13 protein-coding genes are annotated in these 15412 nt (G+C 73.6%); 7 read left to right on the top strand and 6 right to left on the bottom strand.

The genetic code is table 11. The features are described 5' to 3' along the window. Nucleotides 1–95: 95 nt before the first annotated feature. Nucleotides 96–1253 carry a diguanylate cyclase domain-containing protein gene (locus ACFRIC_RS32965; RefSeq protein WP_382793476.1) on the bottom strand — a complete coding sequence of 386 codons (1158 nt, stop codon included), beginning with the start codon at nucleotides 1251–1253 and terminating at the stop codon, nucleotides 96–98. Between the two features lie 83 nt (nucleotides 1254–1336). After that, the gene (locus ACFRIC_RS32960; protein ID WP_382793473.1) at nucleotides 1337–2164 is read right to left on the bottom strand and encodes an enoyl-CoA hydratase/isomerase family protein; all 828 of its coding nucleotides are present in this window, start codon (nucleotides 2162–2164) and stop codon (nucleotides 1337–1339) included. Nucleotides 2165–2367: 203 nt separating this feature from the next. Here ACFRIC_RS32960 and ACFRIC_RS32955 point away from each other — a divergent pair, with 203 nt between their 5' ends. Beyond that, nucleotides 2368–4278 carry a hypothetical protein gene (locus ACFRIC_RS32955; protein ID WP_382793470.1) on the top strand — a complete coding sequence of 637 codons (1911 nt, stop codon included), beginning with the start codon at nucleotides 2368–2370 and terminating at the stop codon, nucleotides 4276–4278. Nucleotides 4279–4393: 115 nt separating this feature from the next. Here ACFRIC_RS32955 and ACFRIC_RS32950 read toward each other — a convergent pair whose 3' ends face one another. Both ACFRIC_RS32950 and ACFRIC_RS32945 read right to left on the bottom strand, forming a co-directional pair. Beyond that, complete coding sequence (locus ACFRIC_RS32950; protein WP_382793538.1) at nucleotides 4394–5476, bottom strand: adenylate/guanylate cyclase domain-containing protein; 1083 nt, start codon at nucleotides 5474–5476, stop codon at nucleotides 4394–4396. An 812-nt stretch (nucleotides 5477–6288) separates the two neighbouring features. After that, nucleotides 6289–7158, bottom strand: coding sequence for a biotin--[acetyl-CoA-carboxylase] ligase (locus tag ACFRIC_RS32945; protein ID WP_382793468.1), 870 nt, complete (start codon nucleotides 7156–7158; stop codon nucleotides 6289–6291). A gap of 164 nt (nucleotides 7159–7322) precedes the next feature. Between ACFRIC_RS32945 and ACFRIC_RS32940 the strand changes: the two genes are divergently transcribed. From ACFRIC_RS32940 to ACFRIC_RS32925, 4 genes are all read left to right on the top strand, one after another. Further along, nucleotides 7323–8915 (top strand): acyl-CoA carboxylase subunit beta, encoded by a 1593-nt coding sequence (locus tag ACFRIC_RS32940; protein ID WP_382793464.1) that lies wholly within the window; start codon nucleotides 7323–7325, stop codon nucleotides 8913–8915. 30 nt (nucleotides 8916–8945) lie between these two features. Next, nucleotides 8946–9155, top strand: coding sequence for an acyl-CoA carboxylase epsilon subunit (locus tag ACFRIC_RS32935; protein ID WP_382793461.1), 210 nt, complete (start codon nucleotides 8946–8948; stop codon nucleotides 9153–9155). Between the two features lie 151 nt (nucleotides 9156–9306). After that, nucleotides 9307–9435 carry a morphogenic membrane protein MmpB gene (gene mmpB / locus ACFRIC_RS32930; protein ID WP_382793459.1) on the top strand — a complete coding sequence of 43 codons (129 nt, stop codon included), beginning with the start codon at nucleotides 9307–9309 and terminating at the stop codon, nucleotides 9433–9435. Between the two features lie 51 nt (nucleotides 9436–9486). After that, nucleotides 9487–10107: a Maf family protein gene (locus ACFRIC_RS32925; RefSeq protein ID WP_382793456.1), complete on the top strand. Its 621-nt coding sequence runs from the start codon at nucleotides 9487–9489 to the stop codon at nucleotides 10105–10107. A gap of 286 nt (nucleotides 10108–10393) precedes the next feature. Here ACFRIC_RS32925 and ACFRIC_RS32920 read toward each other — a convergent pair whose 3' ends face one another. Further along, nucleotides 10394–11011: a hypothetical protein gene (locus ACFRIC_RS32920; protein ID WP_382793453.1), complete on the bottom strand. Its 618-nt coding sequence runs from the start codon at nucleotides 11009–11011 to the stop codon at nucleotides 10394–10396. A gap of 400 nt (nucleotides 11012–11411) precedes the next feature. Between ACFRIC_RS32920 and ACFRIC_RS32915 the strand changes: the two genes are divergently transcribed. After that, complete coding sequence (locus tag ACFRIC_RS32915; RefSeq protein WP_382793450.1) at nucleotides 11412–13184, top strand: acetyl/propionyl/methylcrotonyl-CoA carboxylase subunit alpha; 1773 nt, start codon at nucleotides 11412–11414, stop codon at nucleotides 13182–13184. A gap of 301 nt (nucleotides 13185–13485) precedes the next feature. Next, a complete protein-coding gene (locus tag ACFRIC_RS32910) occupies nucleotides 13486–14103 on the top strand; it encodes a TetR/AcrR family transcriptional regulator (RefSeq protein ID WP_382793447.1) in 618 nt (205 codons plus the stop codon). Nucleotides 14104–14374: 271 nt separating this feature from the next. Here the strand turns inward: ACFRIC_RS32910 and ACFRIC_RS32905 are convergent, their stop codons facing one another. Beyond that, complete coding sequence (locus ACFRIC_RS32905) at nucleotides 14375–15343, bottom strand: DeoR/GlpR family DNA-binding transcription regulator (protein WP_361691386.1); 969 nt, start codon at nucleotides 15341–15343, stop codon at nucleotides 14375–14377. Nucleotides 15344–15412: the final 69 nt, after the last annotated feature.

The following is a 15412-nucleotide window of genomic DNA, read 5'->3' as shown; positions in this document are numbered from 1 at the left end:
GACGGACGCCCCACGAGACGGGTGGGGCCTGGCGTGCCGTGCGGGGCCTGGCGTGCCGTGAGCGTCACGTGCGGGGCCCGGCACGCCGGTGCGCGTCACGTGCGGGGCTTGTCGTGCCGTCCGCGGAACCTGCGGCGTTCGCCCGCCGTGGGCGGGGGCGTGTCCGCGAGGCGTACGACGGGATCGTCCGGGCCCTCGCGCCCGGCGACCACCGGCTTCGCGGCCCGGACGGCCTTCGCCCGGTACTGGGCCGCGTCCGCCAGCCGGAACAACCGCCGCGCCGACCGTACGGGCCCGATCGCGTCCCCGGTCGAGGCGACCCCGCACGCCACCCCCTCGCCGAGCTCCAACTCCGACGCCCGGCAGCACAGTTCACCGGCGATCCGCACCACCTCGTCCGCCGTCGGGCCCACCGCGAGCAGACAGAACTCGTCGCCGCCCAGCCGTGCGGCGAGGGTGCCCGGGAGCATGGCCCCGCACAGCGAGAGCACCGATCCGAACCGTTCGAGGAGCCGGTCGCCGACGGCGTGCCCGCGGGTGTCGTTGACGCGCTTGAGTCCGTTGAGGTCGCAGACGACCAGGCTGACCACGGAACCGTCCTCCCGGTGCCGTTCCACGGCCTCCTCCAGCCGTACGTCCACCGCGCGGCGGTTGGCCAGCCCGGTCAGGGAGTCGGTGTAGGCGAGGCGCCGGGCCTCCTCCAGCCGCTCGGTCTGCGCTATCCCGGCCGCGACGACGGAGGCGAGGACGGTCGCGAAGTCGGCGTCCTCGGGCCCGAAGACCGGCGCACCCGCCGAACGGGCGACGTAGAGCTCGCCCCAGGCCCGCCCGTGCAGCACGATCGGCGCGACGACGCAGCAGCCGCGGCCACGCCTGCGCAGTGCCGCCACGCGCTGGTGGCAGTACCCGAAGGCGCCGACCGCGGGGCCGTCGGCGGTCTCGACCCAGGCGTTCGGCTCGCCGCCGCCCGCCCAGCGCTCGTGCAGGAACTCGGTGATCTCCGGGAACTGGTGCACCGGGTAGGCCTCCCCGTCGGGGAACTCGTCCTCGCCCGGGGCGCGCTCGCCCACGTTGGCCAGCACGCGCAGCCGGCCGAGTTCGCGCTCCCACACGGAGAGCGCGGCAAAGCTCCCGGCCAGCGCGTGGCACGCGCCGAGCGCCGCGGCCCGCCACGACTCCCGCGGGGTGTGCGCCGCCGCCATCCCCTGCGCCAGCGTCACCACGGCCCTCAGCCGACTGTCCTCACCACCCATCACCCCAGGCTAGGTATATTTGCCCATAATTGGGACATCAGCGGGGCGAACAGGGGTACGGCCACGAGGTCCGGATCCCGGGACTACTCCCCCGGCCACTCCGGCTTGCGCTTCTCGTTGAACGCGGCGACACCCTCCGCACGGTCCCCGGAGAAGGCGACGGACCGCCAGGCCGCGTCCTCGACCTCCAGACCGGCGCGCAGATCGAGTCCCTGGCCGAGGCGCAGGGCCCGCTTGGCGGCGCGCAGCCCGACCGGCGAGTTGGCGGCGATCCGGGCGGCCAGGGCCAGCGCCTCCTCCGTGTCCCGCCCCGCCTCCACCAGCTCGTCCACCAGCCCCAACTCCCGTGCCTCGGCGGCCTCCAGACGCCGCGCCGAGAAGATGAGCTCGGCGGCGCGCGCGGCTCCGACCCGGCGCGGCAGAAGCTGTGTGCCGCCGCCCCCAGGAATCACGCCGACGGACACCTCGGGCAGTCCGACGACCGCCGTACGGTCGGCCACGATCACGTCGCAGGACAGCGCCAGCTCGAACCCGCCGCCCAGCGCGAAGCCGTGCACGGCGGCGACGGTCGGCATCGGCAGCTCCAGGACCCCGGTGTACGCGGATCGCGCGAGGGGCCGCTGCCGCACCAGCTCGGCGTCCGTGAAGGAGTTGCGCTCCTTCAGGTCGGCGCCGACGCAGAAGGCGCGCTCGTGCGTGGAGGTCAGAACCACCACGCGGACGTCCCGGTCGGCGGCGAGGGCGTCACAGGCGCCGGCGATCGACCGCGCCATGTCCGTGGACACGGCGTTCATGGCCTTGGGCCGGTCGAGGACGAGCTCGGCGACGTGACCGTGCCGCCGCACGGCCACGAACTCACCGAACCTCCGCTCGCCCGGCTCCGTCACCTGGTCCGCCTCTTGCTGCGCCATGACACCCTCCCGGTTAACGCGGGTTAACAATCGATGCCCCGATCATCGCAGCAGGTGCCGTCCGGCGAAACCCGCCCCCTCGGCCCGTACCTCCTCGTTCGAGTGACATGTCGTCGAACTTCGTTTCGCCGCCCTCAGCGGGTGCATAACCTGCGCACCGCCGCAGCGCATCAGGGACACCGGCTCACCGGGGAGGGACGACCATGACGAACCGCGAGACACCGCAGGCCGCCGGCACCCGGCCGGGCCCGCGACCGACACTCACGCGACCGCCCGCCCAGCGGGGGGCCTCCGAGGCCGCCGGAGCGGACACGGCGCCCGACCGTCGCCCCTCCGCCGCGGCGGACGCGCCCTCGGCGGCGGACGACCGGTGGATCCGGGTCACGCCGCTCAACAGGGCGATGCCGGCCCCCACCGCGTCCGGTGCCGCCGCGCCGGACGCGCCCACGGTGAGGACGCCCACCGCCCGCATGGGCGCCATCCTGGCGGCCGCCAGGAAGCGGGCCGACGTCGACACGGCGGTGACCCGGAGGACGGGCGGCACCGGGGCTCGTACCCCGTCCCCGCAGGCCGCCGCACCCGCCCCCGCCACCTCGAAGACCGGAACCGCACCGGACAGGGCCGCGAAGGTCTGGGCCCCCGGCACTCCGGGCACGCCCACGCGTGGGACCGGGGCCGCGACGGCCGGCCAGGGACCGGAGACGGGGGCCAAGGCCCCCGCCGCCGCAGCCGGGACGAGCGCCCGCGGAGGCGAGGCCCGAGCGTCCACGGCCGCGGCTGGCCCCCAGGGGCAGGAAGTCGGAGGCACGACGGCTGCGGGCAGCGCCGCAAGGCCGGGGGTCGAGGCCAAGGCCCCCGCCGCCGTAACCGGGACGAGCGCGCGCGAAGCCGAGACCCGAGTGTCCACCGCCGCGGCCGGCACCCAGGCGCCGGAAGCGGGAGACACGACGGGCGCGGGCCGCGTCGACGGGCCGGAAGCCGGAAGCGCCGCGGGCGAGGACGCGACGGGCGGGCACGGCGCCGAGACGCGGGCCGAGGCACCGACGACCACCCGTACCCCGGACGCCCGGCCGACGGAGACCGGAGGCACCACGCGCGCCGCCGGAGACGCCTCGGACACAGGGCGGACAGAAGCCGGAACCACGGTGGGCGCGGCCGCGATCACGACGGACGCCCGACGGACAGAAGCCGGACCCACGGTGCGGGCGGCCGCGATCACCACGGACGCCCGACGGACAGAAGCCGGACCCACGGTGCGGGCGGCCGCGATCACGACCGACACCCGACGGACGGAGCCCGGAAGCACGGTGCGCGCGGTCGCGATCACCGCCGACGCCGGGCGGACGGAAGCCGGGACCACGGCTCGCGTGGCGGAGGCCGGGGGTGCGGGGCGCGCGGGGGTGCGGGTCTCGCCGGAGACCGAGGTCGGAGGGCGAGGGATCGTTCCGGCGCCGCGGTCGGGCGGCGCGAGCGGGGCCGCGTACCCCCCCGGAGGCGACGAGCCCGCGCCCGTCCGGCTGCGGGTCGTCCGGGGCCGGCACCGCAAGCCCCGTCGCCGCCGCGTGCTCTTCGCCGCGGGAGGGCTCGCGCTCGCCGCCGGGGTGCTGAGCCTCACCCGGATGACGCCGGACGCGGTGACCGGGAGCGCGGACGGGGGGCACGCGGAGGCCGAACCGGTCGCGACCGCCACGGACAACGACACGGCGGGCGACGACGCCGTCCCCACCGTCGCGGCGATGCCCTCACCCACGCAGGCCGGAGCCGCGCCGGCGAGCCCCGCGATGGGCGGGACGAGCCCGGCGCCCACCTCGGACACGAGCGGGATCCCGGCCTCGGTGCGCACACCGGCCGCCACGGTCCCGGCCGCTCACGGCGCGGCCCCCGCGGCCACGCCGGGGACCGGGGGCAGCACGGGCATCCCCACGGCCCCCGCGACGACCCCGCCGGCCGCGCGGCCGACCCCGACGGCCACCGCGCCCGCCGAGCCACCGCGGCACACCCCGTCCCCGAGCCCGAGCGCCACGGCGCCGTCCCACCAGCAGCCGGGCGTGTGCGTACCGATCGTGGGGATCTGCGTGAACGGCCTGCTGTCGTCCGGCCAGGACGCACAGTGAGCGGGAGAGGCCGAGCCGTGGCCCGGAGAGGCCGAACGGTGAACCGAAGAGGTCGGGCGGCGACCCGTAGAGGCCGTGCGATGACCCGTAGAGGCCGTGCGGCGGCCTGAAGGTGCTACGCGTCCTCGGACCGGCGGGCCAGCAGCCACGGCTCGATGACGCCGAGCCCTCGCACGGGCCGCTGCCACATCGGCTGAAGCGCGAAGCGGTACGAGGGGGGCTCCTCGCCCTCCTTCTCCGCGGCGGCCGCGGCCTCGGCGGCCTCCGCCTCGGAGGCGGGCGCGTCACCGGTGCGGGTCAGCTCCTCGGCGAAGGCGCCGTCGACGAGCACGGCGTCGCGCGGCGCTATCGACGTGAGCCGGCTCGCCAGGTTCACGGTCGTACCGAACACGTCGCCCATCCGGGTGGTGACCGTGCCGAAGGCGATGCCGACGCGCAGCTCCGGCATCGTCTCGTCGTTCGCCATCGTCTCGATGAGCCGCAGCGCGATCTCGGCGGCGACACCGGCGTCGTCCGCGGAGTAGAGCACCTCGTCGCCGAGGGTCTTGATGAGCCGGCCCCCGTGGGCCGCCACCAGGTCCGCCGCGGTCGTCTCGAAGGCCTCGACGAGCTCGCCGAGCTCCTCCTCCTCCATGCGGCGCGTCAGCCGGGTGAAGCCGACGAGGTCGGCGAAGCCGACGGCGAGACGGCGGTCGACCATCTCCTCGTCGTCCGCCGCCTGCACGACCCGGCCGGTGGCCGCGGCGAGCTGGCGGCGCCAGACGTAGACGAGGAACTCCTCCAGCTCGGGCAGGAGCAGCTCGATCAGCGGGTACGTCACCTCGGTGCGGGTCATACCCGGCTCCGGGGGCTCGGTCAGACCCTCCAGGAAGGAATCGATCTGCCATTCGGCCAGACGGGCGGTGGTCTGCCCGGTGGAGCGGGCGACCTGGACGGCCATGGCCTCGCTGAGCAGGCCCGCCTCGACGAGACCGGCGAGACGGCGCAGCGCGAGCACGTCCGCCTCGGTCAGCGCCTTGGCCTGGCCGATGTCCGCGAAGCCCATCGCCCGCCAGAAGCGGGAGGCCAGCTCCATGGACACGCCCGCGCTGCGGGCGGCCTGGAACGGGGTGTAGCGCCGCTCGGCGCCGAGGATCAGCCCTTCCAGGCGCAGCGCGAGCGGGTCGCCCTCGGAGTCCGGTTCGGCCTGGGGGTCCACCCGGCCGTTCGCCTCGTGCCGCGCGTCGGGCCGGACCTCCGGCCGCGCGCCGCTGTCGCCGGCCGTGCCGTGGTCGTGGTCGTCGCCTCGGGGACGGCTTCCCGCGGGGACGAGCTCCTCGCCGGAGAGGCCGGTTCCCGCGCCCTCGCGGTCGTCCGGGCGGTGGTTCGGGCGGGTGCCGGTCCCGGCGTCGGGACGGGCCTCGTGCCGGGCCTCGCCGGCCGCGGCCGCCCGTGCGGGTGTCGCGTCCGTGACCGGCCCGGCGGTACGGCCGGGCTCGCCGCCGGGGGCGGGGTGGGCACCCGTGCCGGAGCCGGTGTCGTCGACGGTCACTCCTGCTGCCCTTCCGATCTGCCGTGGTCAGGTTCGACCGCGCTCAACTCTACGGCAGGTGTGCGCTGGCTCACTCCCGATGGCGGGAGCGAGGCCCGAGAGCCACCGAAGGTCTGGACCACTCGCCCGTCCCGGGCCGTCACCCGCCCCACCGGCCACACCCTCGCCCCACCCGCCGCACCGCGCCGCCGGGGAGTTCCCCGGCACCGCACCGCCGGACCTCCCGCCGCCGGGACCACCGACCGCCCGGTCGGCGCGTGGCGCGCGTGGGGGATCGGGGCGGCGGGCGTCGGCTCAGACGGGGGCGGGCCGTCCAGGCGGGGCGTCGGCTCAGCGGGGCGTCGGCTCGGCGGGGCGCGGGCTCAGGCGGAGGGTCGGCTCTGCGGGGCGCGTGCCCAGGCAGGGCGTCGGCCCGGGCGGAGCAGCGGCTCAGGCAGAGCAGCGGCTCAGGCAGGGCGTCGGCTCGGCGGGGCGCGGGCTCAGGCGGGGCGCAGGTGCACCACGTCTCCGGCGCCCACCGGCTCCCGCACTCCGTCGGCGGTCGCGATGACGAGCCGGCCGTTCCCGTCCAGGGCCACCGCCTCGCCGACGACCGCCCGGCCGCCGGGCAGTTCGGCCCGCACCGAGCGCCCGAGCGTCGCGCATCCGGCCGCGTACGTCTCCTGGAGGCCGGAGGCGACGGGGTCGCCGCCCGCGTCCCGCCAGCGCACGTACCACTGCTCCAGGGAGCGGAGCACGGCCCGCAGCACGGTGTCACGGTCCGTGGTCGTCGCGCCCGCCATCACCAGCGATCCGGCGCCGGGCACGGGCAGTTCGTCCGCGCGCAGTGTCACGTTGACGCCGATCCCGACGACGACCGCGTCGCTTCCCGCGCGCTCGGCGAGGATGCCCCCGGCCTTGCGTTCCTCTCCGTCCACGGTGACCAGCAGGTCGTTGGGCCACTTGAGGGCGGTGTCGACGCCCGCGGAGCGCGAGAGCGCCGTGGCGACGGCCACGCCGGTGAGCAGCGGCAGCCAGCCCCAGCGCTCCACGGGGACTCCGGTGGGCTTCAGCACCACGGAGAAGAAGAGGCCGGAGCGGGCCGGCGCGCTCCACCGGCGGTCCAGGCGCCCGCGCCCGGCGTTCTGTTCCTCGGCCACGAGGACGGCGCCCTCGTCGGCGCCCTTCTCGCTCGTGACGACCGCGGCCAGGTCGGTGTTGGTCGACCCGGTCCGTTCCACCACCTCCACGTCGCACCACAGGCCGCCGTCGCGGACCAGTGCCCGGCGCAGGGCGGCCCCGTTCAGCGGCGGACGGTCCAGATCGGACCACCGGTTGTCGTTCGCGTCTGCTGCATCTCGCGGCGTCATGCAACCCAGCCTAGGTGTGGTAAACGCCGCACTGCCGATCGGTAGGCACGCCACTACGCTACGGATGAGTAGCAAGCCCCCCTTCTGAGCACCGCTTCTGAGCACCGCGTTTTCCGAGCAGTCACCCTCACGTCCCCTTAGATCAGGCAGGGAGCCGCAACCCGATGTCCGAGCCGGAAGAGCTGCACCACCCCGACATCCACACCACCGCGGGCAAACTCGCGGATCTGCAGCGCCGCATCCAGGAAGCGACGCACGCCGGCTCGGAGCGCGCCGTCGAAAAGCAGCACGCCAAGGGCAAGCTGACGGCTCGTGAGCGCATCGAACTGCTGATGGACGAGGGTTCCTTCGTCGAGTTCGACGAGTTCGCGCGGCACCGGTCGACGGACTTCGGCCTGGAGAAGAACCGCCCGTACGGCGACGGTGTGGTCACCGGCTACGGCACCGTCGACGGCCGCCCGGTCGCCGTGTTCTCCCAGGACTTCACCGTTTTCGGCGGTGCGCTCGGCGAGGTCTTCGGCCAGAAGATCATGAAGGTGATGGACTTCGCGCTGAAGACCGGCTGCCCGGTCATCGGCATCAACGACTCGGGCGGCGCCCGGATCCAGGAGGGCGTGAGCGCCCTCGGCATGTACGGCGAGATCTTCCGCCGCAACGTGCACGCCTCGGGTGTCGTCCCGCAGATCAGCCTGGTCGTCGGTCCCTGCGCGGGCGGCGCGGTGTACTCCCCCGCCATCACCGACTTCACGGTGATGGTCGATCAGACCTCGCACATGTTCATCACGGGTCCCGACGTCATCAAGACGGTGACGGGCGAGGACGTCGGCTTCGAGGAGCTGGGCGGCGCCCGTACGCACAACGCCGTGTCGGGTGTGGCCCATCACATGGCGGGTGACGAGAAGGACGCGATCGAGTACGTCAAGCAGTTGCTGTCGTACCTGCCGTCCAACAACCTCAGCGAGCCCCCGGTGTTCCCGGAGGAGGCGGACCTCGCCCTCACCGACGAGGACCGTGAGCTGGACACGATCGTGCCGGACAGCGCGAACCAGCCGTACGACATGCACGCGGTGATCGAACACGTCCTGGACGACGCCGAGTTCTTCGAGACGCAGCCGCTGTTCGCGCCGAACATCCTCACCGGCTTCGGCCGGGTCGAGGGCCACCCGGTCGGCATCGTGGCCAACCAGCCGATGCAGTTCGCCGGTTGCCTGGACATCGACGCGAGCGAGAAGGCCGCGCGGTTCGTGCGGACGTGCGACGCGTTCAACGTGCCCGTCCTGACGTTCGTGGACGTGCCCGGCTTCCTGCCGGGTGTCGACCAGGAGCACACGGGCATCATCCGCCGCGGCGCCAAGCTGATCTACGCGTACGCCGAGGCGACCGTCCCGCTGATCACGATCATCACCCGCAAGGCCTTCGGCGGCGCGTACGACGTCATGGGCTCCAAGCACCTGGGCGCCGACCTCAACCTGGCCTGGCCCACCTCCCAGATCGCGGTCATGGGCGCGCAGGGCGCGGTCAACATCCTGCACCGCCGCACCATCGCGGCCGCCGAGGACCAGGACGCCACCCGGGCCCGGCTCATCCAGGAGTACGAGGACACGCTGCTGAACCCGTACACGGCGGCCGAGCGCGGTTACATCGACGCGGTGATCATGCCGTCGCAGACCCGCTCCCACGTCGTGCGCGGCCTGCGTCAGCTCCGTACGAAGAGGGCGTCCCTGCCTCCGAAGAAGCACGGCAACATCCCGCTCTAGACCCCGCCGACCAGGACCCTGGGAGCAGACATGACGATCAAGGTCGTACGGGGCAATCCGACCCCTGAGGAGCTGGCCGCCGCACTGGCGGTGGTCCGCGCACGCGCCGCGGCGGTGGCGTCCGCCCCGTCCGGCGCGTCCGGGCCGCGTGACTCCTGGTCCGACCCCGCCCGCATCGCCGCGCACCGGCTCCCCCGGCCGGGCCCGACGTCGTGGGGCCGCAGCTACTGGCCGGGCTAGGACACGCCCCGGGGCCCGGCCCCACAGGCACGCGCCACCCCTCGATCCCCCCGCGGACCCGTCCCGGGGGGATCTCGGTTTCACAGGACGTCCGCAAGTTGAGTACGCGTACTCAGGCGTCGGGCCGCCCCCTCGCCGCACGATCGGGAGCATGCTGTGGTCCGACCCCGAGAACGAACCCCCCGAGGATCTCCGCGACATGCAGGACATGTTGCGACGCCTGGGCGTTCTCCTGGCGCTGGCCATGGTGATCGGGATGATCCTGGTGGGCCTCGGCTGAACCCGCCCGGCAGCCGAGGCAGGGGCGGATCGGCGCCGATACCCTGATCGCATGACCGATCAGCCGCGCCGCCGTCTCGTCCTCGCCTCCCAGTCTCCCGCCCGGCTCAATCTGCTCCGGCAGGCCGGTCTCGCCCCCGAGGTGATCGTGAGCGGGTTCGACGAGGACGCCGTCACCGCACCCACTCCCGCCGAACTGGCCCTCGCGCTGGCCGAGGCGAAGGCCTCCGTCGTGGCGGCCCGTCCCGAGGTCCAGGGCGCGCTGGTGATCGGCTGCGACTCGGTGCTCGACCTCGACGGCCAGGCGCTCGGCAAGCCCGCCGACGCCGAGGAGGCCACCGCGCGCTGGAAGGCGATGCGCGGCCGGGCGGGCACGCTCCAGACGGGGCACTGCATCTGGGACACCGCGCAGAAGCGGTGGGAGTCCGCGGTCGCCTCGACCGTCGTCCGCTTCGGCGAACCGACCGACGAGGAGATCGCCGCGTACGTCGCCTCGGGCGAACCCCTGCACGTGGCGGGCGCGTTCACCCTGGACGGCCGCTCGGCGCCCTTCATCGAGGGCATCGACGGCGACCACGGCAACGTCATCGGCATCTCGCTGCCGCTGGTCCGCAGGCTGCTCGGCGAACTCGGCGTGGGCATCACGGAGTTGTGGACGCCCCGGGAGGCGTGAGGACCACCGGCCCGGGCATCGGACCGAGCCGCCCCGCCGCCCGTCCACCTCGGGAACGCCCTTCCGCCACGGGAACGCCCGTACGGATCAGGGCGGTCGGGGTGCCGGGGTCGGGGCGGTCGAGGTCCGGACACGCGCACGCGTGAGAGCCCGGACGCCGATAAGCCGGCCCCCGGGCCACGCGGACTCGTGGGCGTGCCCGAGGACGGCCGGTAGCCGCCCGAGGACGGCCTGAGAGCCCGGACCATGCCCCGGACCACCCGGCGCCGTCACGGGGCCCCGTGGCCTAGTGAGCCGCCCCCGCGACCGCGGGCTCCTCCTCCGCGGCCCTCGGGTCGTCCGCATCCCTCGCCTCGGCACCCGTCACGTCGCCGGTCGCCGCCTCGGCGCCCTTCGGCTCGGGGCCCTTCCCTAGGTCGACGGTCCCCGCGGGGACGCCCTCACCCGAGCCGGCGCCGTCCGCGTTCGCGTCGGGTCCGGTGCTCTCCGTGTCGGCCGCGTCGCCCTCGCCGTCACCCGTCCCGCCGGTCTCCGGCGCGGCGTCGACGGGGCCGGTCTCGCGGCCGTCGTACGCCAGGAGGGTGAACACGATCAACGCGAGCACCATCATCATGAAGGTGAATGCTCCCCAGCCCACCAGGCCCACCGTGAAGGCGCCGAGCAGGGCGTGCACCACGGCGGCGCTGATCAGCAGGACACGCCCGAACACGCCCGGGGGGCGCTGCCGCAGCGCGACCAGCAGGGCCGACACGGCACAGGCCAGGAAGTAGAGGCCGAAGACAAGACCGCCGATCTTCGACGACCGCGCCATCATGTCGGAGTCGAGCCCGGCCATGGACATGTCCTGGCGGTCGACGACCACCCCGAGGAACCAGTTGAGGAGTGCGATACCTATCGCCTCCACGAAAAGCACGATCGCCGCCACCCACACCAGCGGTCTCCGTACCACCGGCCCCACCCACTTCCGCGTGCTGTTACCCCAAGTACGTCTCAGACATCCCGAACGCTACTAACGGGTAAACCCAGGGACAAGGGTTCCGTCGAGGGCAAAGAATCGTTGGGCCATTCGTAGGGACTCGACAAAGAATCGTTGTGGGCCGCAGCACGGAGTCACAGAGACCTTGGCCACACCGGAGGGCTAGGGTTCAGGGAAGGATTCCCGCGTGCCTTGGCACGACAAGGGATTTCGCGGGTAGGGCGAGCCTCGTATCACGCTCCGTGTGGGCAAGCTCACCACTGGGGACAGCTCGAAGTGTCGTGTTGGCTGTCCCTAAACTCGGCTTGTTTTCAAGGAGGGAGCCATCGTGCGCAAGGTGCTCATCGCCAACCGTGGCGAAATCGCTGTCCGCGTGGCCCGAGCATGTCGGGATGCCGGGATCGCGAGCGTTGCCGTGTATGCGGAACCGGACCGGGACGCTCTGCATGTCCGTGCGGCGGACGAGGCGTTCGCGCTGGGCGGTGACACTCCGGCCACCAGTTACCTGGACTTCGCCAAGGTGCTGCAGGCCGCCAAGGACTCGGGCGCGGATGCCATCCATCCGGGTTACGGCTTCCTTTCGGAGAACGCGGACTTCGCCCAGGCCGTCCTCGACGCCGGGCTGATCTGGATCGGTCCGCCGCCGCAGGCGATCCGCGACCTGGGTGACAAGGTCGCCGCCCGGCACATCGCGCAGCGCGCCGGCGCGCCGCTGGTGGCGGGCACCCCGGACCCGGTCTCGGGTTCCGACGAGGTCGTCGCGTTCGCCGAGCAGCACGGTCTGCCGATCGCGATCAAGGCCGCCTTCGGTGGCGGCGGACGCGGCCTGAAGGTCGCCCGCACCCTCGAAGAGGTGCCGGAGCTGTACGAGTCGGCGGTGCGCGAGGCGGTCGCGGCCTTCGGGCGTGGCGAGTGCTTCGTGGAGCGCTACCTCGACAAGCCCCGGCACGTGGAGACGCAGTGCCTGGCCGACCAGCACGGCAACGTGGTCGTCGTCTCCACGCGTGACTGCTCGCTCCAGCGCCGCCACCAGAAGCTGGTCGAGGAGGCCCCCGCCCCCTTCCTGTCCGAGGCACAGGTGGCGGAGCTGTACGCGTCCTCCAAGGCGATCCTCAAGGAGGCTGGCTACGTCGGCGCGGGAACCGTGGAGTTCCTGGTCGGCATGGACGGCACGATCTCCTTCCTGGAGGTCAACACCCGTCTGCAGGTCGAGCACCCGGTCACCGAGGAGGTCGCCGGCATCGACCTGGTCCGCGAGATGTTCCGTATCGCGGACGGCGAGGAGCTCGGCTACGGCGATCCCGAACTGCGCGGCCACTCCATCGAGTTCCGCATCAACGGCGAGGACCCGGGCCGCAACTTCCTGCCCGCCCCCGGTACGGTCACGGCCTTCTCGGCGCCGACCGGCCCCGGTGTCCGCCTGGACGCGGGCGTCGAGTCCGGCAGCGTCATCGGCCCGGCCTGGGACTCCCTGCTCGCCAAGCTGATCGTCACCGGCGCCACCCGCAAGCAGGCGCTCCAGCGGGCCGCCCGCGCCCTGGCCGAGTTCCAGGTCGAGGGCATGGCGACCGCGATCCCCTTCCACCGCGCGGTGGTCGTGGACCCGGCGTTCGCCCCCGAGCTCACCGGCTCGGAGGACCCGTTCACGGTCCACACCCGCTGGATCGAGACCGAGTTCGTCAACGAGATCAAGCCGTTCGCCGCCCCGGCCGACGCCGAGACCGACGACGAGCCCGGCCGCGAGACGGTGGTCGTCGAGGTCGGCGGCAAGCGCCTGGAGGTCTCGCTGCCCGTCTCGCTGGGCATGTCGCTGGCCCGCACCGGTCTGGCCGCCGGCGCCAAGCCCAAGCGCCGGGCCGCGAAGAAGTCCGGCCCGGTCGCCTCGGGCGACACCCTCGCCTCGCCGATGCAGGGCACCATCGTCAAGGTGGCCGTCGAGGAGGGCCAGGAGGTCAAGGAGGGCGATCTGATCGTCGTCCTGGAGGCCATGAAGATGGAACAGCCCCTGAACGCGCACCGCTCCGGCACCATCAAGGGCCTGAGCGCGGAGGTCGGCGCCTCGGTGACGTCCGGCGCCCCGATCTGCGAGATCAAGGACTGAAACGCGGACGGGTGACACACCCGTCCCGTGGCGTCAGAAGCGCCCGGCGAACCGCCCTCCGCGGCCCGCCGGGCGCTTCCGCGTACGGAACCGCCGCCAGGGGCTTCCCGTACGGAACAACCCGGCGGGCGTTTGCGCGTGCGGAGTGGATCCCGGGCCGGGCGGCGCCCGGCGTCGCAGCCGCGCAACCGTCCATGATGCTTCGAGCCGTCCGGCGCGGAGCCCGCGCACGTCCGTCCGGCGGCCGCCGGTGGCATCCTGGAGCGCAGCCGGACGGGTGGGAAGAGGGCAGGTGGAGGCCATGGTGGGCGCGACCGCGAAGGAGTGGGCCGGAACGTCCGGGCCCGCCCAGGACCCAGGAGCGCCGCGGGTGATGCGGGCGGACGCCCGGCGCAACCACGGACGGCTGCTCGCGGAGGCGCGCTCCGCGTTCGCCGCGCACGGCACGGACGCGTCCCTGGAGGACGTGGCCCGGCGCGCGGGCGTCGGAATCGGCACGCTGTACCGGCACTTCCCGAACCGGCACGCCCTGATGAGCGCGGTCTTCGAGGACGCGGTGAGCGATCTGCTCGCCCGTTCGCACGAGTTGCTCGACGCCCCGCAGCCGTGCACCGCGCTGGTGGAGTGGCTGCGCGAGATCATCTCGCACGCGGGCGCGTACCGGGGACTCGCCCGCGCCCTCATGTCGGCCTCGCAGGACGACGGTTCGCACCTGGCCCGGTGCAGTGCCCCGATGCGTGAGGCGGGCGGCGCCCTGCTGCTGCGCGCCCAGGAGTCGGGGGCCGTACGCCCCGACGTCTCGATCGGGGATCTCCTCCAATTGACCAACGCGATCGCGCTGGCCGCGGAGGAAACCCCGGACGATCCCGCGCTGGCCGACCGGCTGCTGAACCTGACCCTGCGCGGGCTGAAACCGTGAACCGGCCCGGCCTGCGGGCCTTACCGGTGAGCCACCCGGCCCGCGGCCCGGCGGCATGGACCGCCGTACCCCCGGTGGCCCGGCACCGTGAACCGCCCGGCCTGCGGCCCGGGAACGCGGACCGCCCTGCTCCGGTGACCCGGCACCGTGAGCCGTGAACCGTGAACCGTGAGCCGTGAACCGATCTGATGCACGGCCTGGGACCGGTGAGCCGGTCCGGTCGGTCGGCCGAGGGGCTCGGCCGTCCGCTTCACCGTCCCGGGGACACCGCTCAGCGGCGTCGCAGATCGGCCACTCGTGCCCGTTCGGCCGGGGGCTGGTCCCCCATCACCGTCGCGCTCCGTAGTTGCGGTCCCGAGCCCGGGACCACCTGGCCGCGGCGCGGACCCGGGAGCGGTACGTCCCGACGTGGCTGACGCCCCGCCGGAAGCGGATCACCTCCCGCACCGCCCGACGCCGATGACCCCGCCACCGCGATCTGCACGCCCTGATCGGCCAGGGCCTGCAGTTCCGTGGCCGCCCGGTCGTCATGGGCGGGTGGCTCGTCCGTGACCAGCCGGGTGATGAGGTCGGTCGGCACGGTCTGGAACATGGTGTCCGTCCCGAGCTTGGTGTGGTCGGCGAGGACCACGACCTCCGCGGCGGCCTGGACGAGGGCACGGTCCACGGACGCCGAGAGCATGTTGGACGTGGAGAGTCCGCGCTCGGCGGTCAGACCGCTCCCGGAGAGGAACGCCCGGGACACGCGCAGTCCTTGCAGGGACTGCTCCGCACCCGAGCCGACCAGGGCATAGTTGGAACCGCGCAGGGTGCCGCCGGTCATCACGACCTCGACGCGGTTGGCGTGGGCCAACGCCTGGGCCACCAGCAGGGAGTTGGTGACGACGGTCAGGCCGGGCACCCGCGCGAGCCGGCGGGCCAGCTCCTGCGTGGTGGTCCCCGCCCCCACCACGATGGCCTCGCCCTCTTCGACGAGACCCGCGGCGAGATCGGCGATGGCCGTCTTCTCGGCGGTCGCGAGATGCGATTTCTGCGGAAAGCCGGACTCCCGCGTGAACCCGCCCGGCAATACCGCACCGCCGTGCCGGCGGTCGAGGAGTCCTTCTGCCTCCAGCGCGCGCACGTCCCGCCGTACGGTCACTTCGGAGGTCTGGACGACGCGGGCGAGCTCACGGAGCGACACGGCCCCGTTCGCTCGCACCATTTCGAGGATCAATTGGCGACGTTCTGCAGCGAACACGAAACTGACAGTAACCCCAACGACCGTCTGCTTTCAGCAGTTTGCGCCGAATAACAGAAGTTGTTCGCA

Source organism: Streptomyces sp. NPDC056738, from assembly GCF_042790435.1.
Classification (GTDB): domain Bacteria; phylum Actinomycetota; class Actinomycetes; order Streptomycetales; family Streptomycetaceae; genus Streptomyces.
The sequence above is the reverse complement of the archived record's forward strand: the minus strand, read 5'-3'. Positions and strand labels throughout refer to the sequence as shown.

What these genes read in the sequence shown, in the direction of transcription:
- ACFRIC_RS32965 (WP_382793476.1), bottom strand. Translation starts at nt 1,253, where the DNA reads ATGGGTGGTGAGGACAGTCGGCTGAGGGCCGTGGTGACGCTGGCGCAG.
- ACFRIC_RS32960 (WP_382793473.1), bottom strand. Translation starts at nt 2,164, where the DNA reads ATGGCGCAGCAAGAGGCGGACCAGGTGACGGAGCCGGGCGAGCGGAGG.
- ACFRIC_RS32955 (WP_382793470.1), top strand. Translation starts at nt 2,368, where the DNA reads ATGACGAACCGCGAGACACCGCAGGCCGCCGGCACCCGGCCGGGCCCG.
- ACFRIC_RS32945 (WP_382793468.1), bottom strand. Translation starts at nt 7,158, where the DNA reads ATGACGCCGCGAGATGCAGCAGACGCGAACGACAACCGGTGGTCCGAT.
- ACFRIC_RS32940 (WP_382793464.1), top strand. Translation starts at nt 7,323, where the DNA reads ATGTCCGAGCCGGAAGAGCTGCACCACCCCGACATCCACACCACCGCG.
- ACFRIC_RS32935 (WP_382793461.1), top strand. Translation starts at nt 8,946, where the DNA reads ATGACGATCAAGGTCGTACGGGGCAATCCGACCCCTGAGGAGCTGGCC.
- mmpB (WP_382793459.1), top strand. Translation starts at nt 9,307, where the DNA reads ATGCTGTGGTCCGACCCCGAGAACGAACCCCCCGAGGATCTCCGCGAC.
- ACFRIC_RS32925 (WP_382793456.1), top strand. Translation starts at nt 9,487, where the DNA reads ATGACCGATCAGCCGCGCCGCCGTCTCGTCCTCGCCTCCCAGTCTCCC.
- ACFRIC_RS32910 (WP_382793447.1), top strand. Translation starts at nt 13,486, where the DNA reads ATGGTGGGCGCGACCGCGAAGGAGTGGGCCGGAACGTCCGGGCCCGCC.